This window comes from Coleofasciculus sp. G2-EDA-02 (assembly GCF_040226375.1).
Lineage (GTDB): Bacteria > Cyanobacteriota > Cyanobacteriia > Cyanobacteriales > Coleofasciculaceae > Coleofasciculus.
Window position 1 is genome coordinate 1 of sequence record NZ_JAVKEW010000258.1, and the last position, 6018, is coordinate 6018.

5 protein-coding genes and 1 pseudogene are annotated in these 6018 nt (G+C 45.0%); 2 read left to right on the forward strand and 4 right to left on the reverse strand.

Annotated features, from left to right (window positions below):
- Nucleotides 1–155 precede the first annotated feature (155 nt).
- From RLO19_RS29760 to RLO19_RS29775, 4 genes and pseudogenes are all read right to left on the reverse strand, one after another.
- The gene (locus RLO19_RS29760) at nt 156–845 is read right to left on the reverse strand and encodes an RNA-guided endonuclease InsQ/TnpB family protein (protein ID WP_446361212.1); all 690 of its coding nucleotides are present in this window, start codon (nt 843–845) and stop codon (nt 156–158) included.
- The gene (locus RLO19_RS29765; RefSeq protein ID WP_446361214.1) at nt 800–1081 is read right to left on the reverse strand and encodes a helix-turn-helix domain-containing protein; all 282 of its coding nucleotides are present in this window, start codon (nt 1079–1081) and stop codon (nt 800–802) included. Before RLO19_RS29765 ends, RLO19_RS29760 begins: the two co-directional genes overlap by 46 nt.
- Nucleotides 1032–1352, reverse strand: a pseudogene (locus tag RLO19_RS29770) (Uma2 family endonuclease); the annotation flags it as partial. The pseudogene RLO19_RS29770 and the gene RLO19_RS29765, both read right to left, overlap by 50 nt.
- Nucleotides 1353–1355: 3 nt before the next feature.
- Complete coding sequence (locus RLO19_RS29775; RefSeq protein WP_446361216.1) at nt 1356–3470, reverse strand: sensor histidine kinase; 2115 nt, start codon at nt 3468–3470, stop codon at nt 1356–1358.
- A 215-nt stretch (nt 3471–3685) separates the two neighbouring features.
- On the opposite strand from RLO19_RS29775, the gene RLO19_RS29780 reads away from it, so the two are divergent.
- Nucleotides 3686–4387 (forward strand): RibD family protein, encoded by a 702-nt coding sequence (locus RLO19_RS29780; RefSeq protein WP_446361218.1) that lies wholly within the window; start codon nt 3686–3688, stop codon nt 4385–4387.
- 275 nt (nt 4388–4662) lie between these two features.
- Nucleotides 4663–5859, forward strand: a complete 1197-nt coding sequence (locus RLO19_RS29785) for a GNAT family N-acetyltransferase (RefSeq protein ID WP_446361220.1) — start codon at nt 4663–4665, stop codon at nt 5857–5859.
- The last annotated feature ends 159 nt before the right edge of the window (nt 5860–6018 follow it).

The following is a 6018-nucleotide window of genomic DNA, read 5'->3' on the forward strand; positions in this document are numbered from 1 at the left end:
CTCTGGAGTTATCTAAATTAGGCTCAATACTTGGTAGTTTTCTACGGGTGTTTGGTTTAAGTATTGCCGCAAGGATAGATAATTGTAAGGTGTGTCGCGGAACTAAGAATCCCCGCACTTATAGGGCGGGGAGTGTCAAGTACTCCCAGACTCAATCAAAGATTAGAGTGTGGGCTTCTCCTCCGAGAATTCCCGGATTCGCGTTTTATAGTGAGGCGAACGCCCAACCCCACTTTCTTTATAAGAATTCCAGAGTTAAGGTCACGAGGCATTGACGCACCACAAGAGCATTCATGCCACCTATCGCTTAACTCCTTGGGAACTCTGTTGAAGCACATTGCACAATGTTGAGATGTTCCAGCCGGATTAACTTTAACAACCAACCGTCCAGCTCTTGCAGCCTTGTACGGTAGAATTTCGTTCAAGAATCCAGCTATCCCAGCATCAGCAAAACTTTTGTTTAAACCGGACTTCGCCGCTTGTCCATTGGGAAGATAGTTTCCTTGTTCATCTTGTTTGGGTTTATTGCGCTTCGCCATGTTAGAAACTTTGAGGTCTTCTACAAAAATGACCTCAGCTTTATCTACCAATTCCCCTGCTAACTCAAAGTGCCATTGCTGGCGCTGTCTTACTATTTGTTGATGCAACTTAGCAATACGTTGGTTAAGTTTGCGGCGTGCAGTATAACCTTTTTTTCTTAGCTCTCTTTTAGCTTGTAGTTTGCCTAGCTTCTGTTCAGAATGTCGGTAGAACTTGGGGGGTTTTACCAAAGTTCCGTCAGAGCAAGCGGCAAAATATTCTAGACCTGCATCAACACCAATATTGAACAGCGATTCATCTCCCACCAATCAAACCTGTCTGCCAACAAATAATTGTATTGATGCCGCAACATATCGAGCCATTTGCTCATGCGACATCGTTGGTCAAAAGTTGGTAGTAGTTTAAATTGGTAGGCTAGTTTCATGACATAATTGTACTGCACATTTAATGTAAGTACAACAGTGAAGCAGACAGAGACGGTAACTTTCAGTCTAATCTTTGATTGACTGTAGGAGTACGTCACGAAAGACAACATCTTCATACAGCAAAGAAATAGGGCATCGGAAATCAACGCTAGTTAAATACACCTCTAGTTCTGTGCCGTTAGCCGTTGTTTCTTCAAATGAATAAGACGTGAGTTCCCATTTTCCTTTCTCATTGAGCCGATAGGATTCCACGTTCATTTTGTCTGGCTCAATCAGAACATATTCTTTTAAGGTATCAATCCGACGATAATGCCTAAATTTCTTGCCGCGATCAAAAGCTTCTGTACCTGGAGACAGGACTTCTACCAGTAAACAGGGATGATAGATAAATTAATCGGTTGTAACTTTTCCGTTAATCTCGCCAATTGACTCCTGATGTTTAGGCAAGTCTGTTGATAGCTTTTTGGGTTGCTGACTATCCCGTTTAGCTTCTGTAGCTTTTCCTGTTGTTTGGACAAGGGGTAAGCTAATGTTTACCGTCGTTCCCTGACCTTCTCCAGCACTAAACAGAGTAATTGTCCCCCCCATCAATTCGATCAAGTTGCGGGAAATAGCCAGACCGAGACCTGTACCACCGTACTTGCGTGTGGTTGACCCATCTACCATGACAAAGGGACGAAAAAGTTTAGACTGTTGCACGGGATCGATGCCAATTCCCGTATCTTTAACCGTTACAACAACTTGGGAAAGCAACTCTCCAGTTCCCTGATCTTTAGTGACTTGCCCATTGCTGGGGGTATTGGAGACGCGAGCAATAGAGGTAGAATCATTAGAACTTACTAATGGCTGGGTCTTTTCACTGGCTGGTTCAATCCGCGTACTGACTGTAATGCTGCCCGAATCGGTAAATTTTTCGGAATTGCTAATAACATTGATCAGGACTTGCTTAAGTTTAGCGGGATCGGCGCGAACTGGAATTTTTTCATGTAAGTCTTTTGTCTTGAAATCGATACCCTTCAATTGAATCGGTACTGCCTGCAAGTGAATCACTTCATCAAGCAGTTGACGCAGATCGATAAGTTCAATTTCAACCGAGAGTTTACCAGACTCAAGCTTTGCCAGATCCAAAATATCGTTGATAATTTTCAACAGGTGAATGGCAGCCTCATCGGCTCGTTGTAAAAAGTCTAGTTCTTCCTCGCGGTCATCACAGAAACCATCTTTGACCAGTCGCAGGGAACCAATAATACCATTGAGGGGAGTTCTCAGTTCGTGGGATGTCGTGGCAAGAAACTCATTCTTAAGCTGGTTGGCGGCTTGGGCTTCTTTCCAGGCGGTTTCAAGTTCTTCCGCCCAATGTTTGAGGCGCTCAAACATACCATCAAGGGCTTCGGCTAATTGGTTAATTTCCCGAATTTTGAAGGTATGAGGAATGCGATAGTTAGAGTGAAGCTGGGATTCATGGAGGGCGCAATCTCTGAGTTTTTCTAAGGGACGGGCTAAATCGCGGGCAATATAAATCGTGGCTAAAATACTGGCAGCAATTAAGCCACAGGTGAGGATAAACAGAACTTGGCGGATATCCTGAAGACCGACCAGCGCACTCTTTAAGGGAGTAACGGCGAGAATAATCCATTGTTGGTCGGATTGGTCGCTAATCGGACTTTTAATTGCGGTGTAGCCAGCGAGGAATTCCTGAGCGTCCTTTTCTAAGGCAAGATGGATAAAGGATTCACGACCTGCGATCGCGTCTTCTACCAGACTTTGAAATCTTGGGAAATCGGGTTCTTCGTTGATATTGCGTCCCACTTGCTTGGGGATGGGATGCACCAGAATCTTACCCGCTTGCGTAATTACCACGGCTTCACCAGACAGTGAACCGGGCTTGGTATATTTGGACTGAAGTAAGATTGAGCGAATACTCAAAGCATATTGGAGTTGACCATCGGAGTTATAAACGGGCGCACTCAACAGAATGGGGAGTTGAGTTTTGGCTGAGATGGCTTCGGCTTGCTTTTGAGGGGGGGTTGAGGGTGCTGGGGGAAGTAGGACTGTTACCCTAATTTGAGACGGATCTGAAGAGACCTCACCTTGCTGTCTAGACCATTGCGATACCACTGGCTGAGTCACGAGTAAGGGTTCGTCACAGGTACTGCTAACGATATCTTGAGTCTGGATATCACTCAACTGCACGCAATTGATCGGGGTTGGTAGTTGTTGCGCCAGTTGATTGACAAATTGTTGATAGGCTGTCGATGACTGAGATTGGAGGACTATGGCTTGGCTAGCGGTCAGCAGGTTGGCTTTTAACGCTGAAATCGCCTCTTGAATGCTGTCCCCTTTTCTCACAGCACTTTCGGTTAAATTTTGACGTGCTGTGTCGAGAAGCGTTGAGCGTGCTTTTGTGTAGGTCACATAAACTCCCAAGAGCAACACTGGTACGCTGAGTAACAACAGGCGTGACAGCAGAACACGACGAAAGGAGGATTGACCTGGCTTAGCCATAAGATGTGCTGGTGTGATAGGAAGAAAACGCAACAGAAAAAGTAATCGTTAATACAGTTTACGAGTCACCGAGTCTCCATGAAAACCCCTTATATCTATCCTAGAACTATTCAAAACTTCTTTCGATTGTTCTGATTTAGTTGCAGATATTCAGACAATAGTTGGGTCAATTGCGCCAAAATAGTCACCATTGTTGTTTTTTGCCCCAGACAACTATGCCGGAAACATCTGCCATCAATCGACCCCATACTACCGTTGTTCTAGCAATGAGTGCTGATGGTAAGATTGCGGACATGACGCGATCGCCTGCTCGATTCTCATCGCCTGCGGATCAAGCCCATCTGGAAAACCAGGTGGCATTAGCGGATGGTGTTTTGTTCGGAGCAGGGACTCTCCGGGCTTATAGAACCACTCGGATTGTCTCAAATCCCCACTTACGGCAACAGCGTCAACAACGGGGCTTACCCATCCAACCTGTGCAGATTGTTTGCTCCCGTCTAGCTCAATTCGATCCGCAATTACGCTTTTTTCGCCAAAACGTGCCACGTTGGCTGTTGACGACACCAGCCGGTGCTACATCATGGCAGGATGAGTCAGATTATTTTGAGCGAATTTTGGTTGTGAACACCTCTAGCGATGGGATGAATTGGCATGATGCTTATCAACAGCTAAACCAATTGGGAATCCAACGGCTTGCCGTCTTAGGGGGGGGCGAATTAGTGGCGTCTCTACTCGCTGCTGATTTAATCGATGAACTCTGGTTCACAGTTTGCCCCCTGATTTTAGGAGGTGTAGCTGCCCCAACGCCAGTGGAGGGGGCGGGATTTTCGGAGCAATTGGCAAGGCGTTTAGAACTTTTGGCGGTTGAGAGGATTGAGCAAGAGTTATTTGTGCACTATCGCCTGTTGATGGGATGAGATGGGGGAGTAGTAGAGACGTTGCAGGCAACGTCTCTACTCTCTTAAATAAAGGGCGGGTTTTGTAGCCAAGCTGGAAACAACAGTCAATATTACTCCCTAAACCCGCCCCGACAAATTCACTCACCATGCCCTATCAGCGAAGTGAAGGGTCAAAATAAACTCTACTATGTTAACTTATGTAAATAACCCCTCCAACCCTTGCCAATGACAAATGACGATCTTCACCGTTCATTTTAACCCTGCCAACCTAGACCTAATTATAGATTTTCCCAATGGTTTACCAACCGCATACTGACTATTCCGTTACCTGGGTTAACCGAATCGCTGATATTCCCCAAGCGGCTTGGGATGCCCTTGCCCAACCCCTGAAAACACCGTTTCTAGAATGGGATTGGTTGAATAATTTAGAAACATCGGGAAGTGCGACGTCTAAAACGGGATGGTTGCCCAATCACTTAACGGTATGGCTAAACCGACAGCTTATTGCCGCTGCGCCCTTCTACATTAAAGGTCATAGCTATGGAGAATTTGTCTTTGATCACCAATGGGCAGATCTATCCAATCGCTTAGGCGTTCGCTACTATCCAAAGCTATTGGGAATGACGCCGTTTACACCAGCAGGCGGTTACCGATTTTTAATCGCACCTGGAGAAGATGAAGATGAACTCACTGAGATTATGATCAGTGCTATTGACCACTTTTGCGGGAATAACCGGATTAGCGGCTGTCATTTTCTCTTTGTTGACTCTGAATGGCGACAGGTGATGGAACGCCATGGTTTTACTAGCTGGTTGCATCACAGTTATATTTGGCAGAATAAAGGGTTTAGTAGTTTTGATGATTATCTGAGTATCTTTAACGCCAATCAGCGGCGTAATATTAAGCGGGAACGTAAAGCGGTTACCCAAGCTGGACTGCGTTTGATTCCTTTAGTCGGGGATGATATTCCCAAATCATTATTTCCCCTGATTTATAACTTCTATAGTAGCACCTGCGATAAGTTTTTTTGGGGTAGTAAGTATCTGACGCGCAAATTTTTTGAACAGTTGTATCCCGACTATCGTCATCGCGTGGTATTGGTGGCGGCTTATCGAGATGATGATGACCGACATCCGGTGGGAATGTCGTTTTGTATTCATAAGGGTGATCATTTGTATGGGCGTTATTGGGGCTGTTTTGAGGAGTATGATTGCCTACATTTCGATGCTTGCTATTACACCCCCATAGAATGGGCGATCGCGAATGGGATTAAGATGTTTGATCCGGGCGCCGGGGGACGCCACAAGAGACGGCGAGGATTTCCGGCTACACCGAATCACAGTCTGCACCGATTTTATAATCAACGCCTGATGCAAATTTTGCGCCACTATATTGGTGAGGTGAATGAAATGGAACAAGAAGAAATCGATGCGATCAATAACGACTTACCATTTACTAAACGAGACATTGAATTTTTGGTTCAGGATTGATTTTGTCTGGCAATGATGACTTATCAATGGATAATTAATAATTGATAATTGACAATTGATTAATTGGGTCTAAAACCTCTTCGTTTACGAAGAAATTAAAAAAGATTTTCCTTAATTTCAATCCTCTTCTTTTAAGGAGAGGTCATTATCCATTGTTCA